General features: G+C 64.5%; 1 protein-coding gene. It reads left to right on the top strand.

What is annotated here, in order from left to right:
• The coding region (locus tag B4E36_RS20115; protein ID WP_345900745.1) for an AAA family ATPase at positions 1–1,337 on the top strand (1,337 nt) is incomplete at both ends.

Genomic DNA, 1,337 nt, shown 5'->3' with positions numbered 1-1,337 from the left:
GCCGGCGCGAAATATCGCGGCGAGTTCGAGGAGCGGCTGAAGGCGGTTCTGAACGAGGTTCAGGCGGAAGCCGGCCAGATCATCCTGTTCATCGACGAGATGCACACGCTGGTCGGCGCCGGCAAGGCCGATGGCGCGATGGATGCGTCGAACCTCTTGAAACCGGCGCTTGCGCGCGGCGAACTGCACTGCGTCGGCGCGACCACGCTTGACGAGTACCGCAAGCATGTCGAAAAGGACGCGGCGCTCGCCCGGCGTTTCCAGCCGGTGATGGTTGCCGAACCGACGGTCGAGGACACGATCTCGATCCTGCGCGGGCTGAAGGAAAAATACGAGCAGCACCACCAGGTGCGCATCGCCGACAGCGCGCTGGTGGCCGCCGCCACGCTTTCCAACCGCTACATCGCCGACCGGTTCCTGCCGGACAAGGCAATCGACCTGATGGACGAGGCGGCAAGCCGCGTGCGCATGCAGGTGGATTCCAAGCCGGAAGAGCTCGACGAACTCGATCGCCGCATCATGCAGCTCAAGATCGAGCGGGAAGCGCTGAAGAAGGAAACCGACACCGCGTCCAAGGATCGCCTCGCGCGACTTGAATCCGAACTGGCCTCGCTCGAGGAAGAAGCCGATGCGCTGACGGCGCGCTGGCAGTCGGAGAAAAACAAGCTCAACCGCGCCGCCGATCTCAAGAAGCAGCTTGAGACGGCCCGCAACGAGCTTGCGATCGCCCAGCGCGGCGGCGAATACCAGAAGGCGGGCGAGCTTGCCTATGGCACGATCCCGAAGCTGGAAAAGGAACTGGCCGAGGCGGAGTCGGAAGACAATACCGTCACGGATTCGATCCTGCAGGAGGTCGTGACCCCGGACAATATCGCCCAGGTGGTCTCCCGCTGGACCGGTATCCCGGTCGACAAGATGCTGGAAGGCGAACGCGACAAGCTGTTGCGCATGGAAGACGAACTGGCGAAGTGGGTCGTCGGCCAGGGCGAGGCGGTGCAGGCCGTATCGCGTTCGGTCCGCCGCGCCCGCGCCGGGTTGCAGGATCCGAACCGGCCGATCGGCTCGTTCATCTTCCTCGGCCCCACCGGCGTCGGCAAGACCGAACTGACCAAGTCGCTCGCCCGGTTCCTGTTTGACGACGAGACCGCCATGGTGCGCATGGACATGTCGGAATACATGGAGAAGCACTCCGTGGCCCGGCTGATCGGTGCGCCTCCCGGCTATGTCGGCTACGACGAGGGCGGTGCCCTGACCGAAGCCGTGCGGCGCAGGCCGTATCAGGTGGTCCTGTTCGACGAGATCGAGAAGGCCCATCCGGACGTCTTCAACGTTCTGCT

Source organism: Martelella sp. UBA3392 (assembly GCF_002358775.1).
Classification (GTDB): Bacteria; Pseudomonadota; Alphaproteobacteria; order Rhizobiales; family Rhizobiaceae; genus Martelella; species Martelella mediterranea.
Note: the sequence above shows the minus strand (reverse complement) of the source record. Positions and strands in the feature narration are given on the sequence as shown.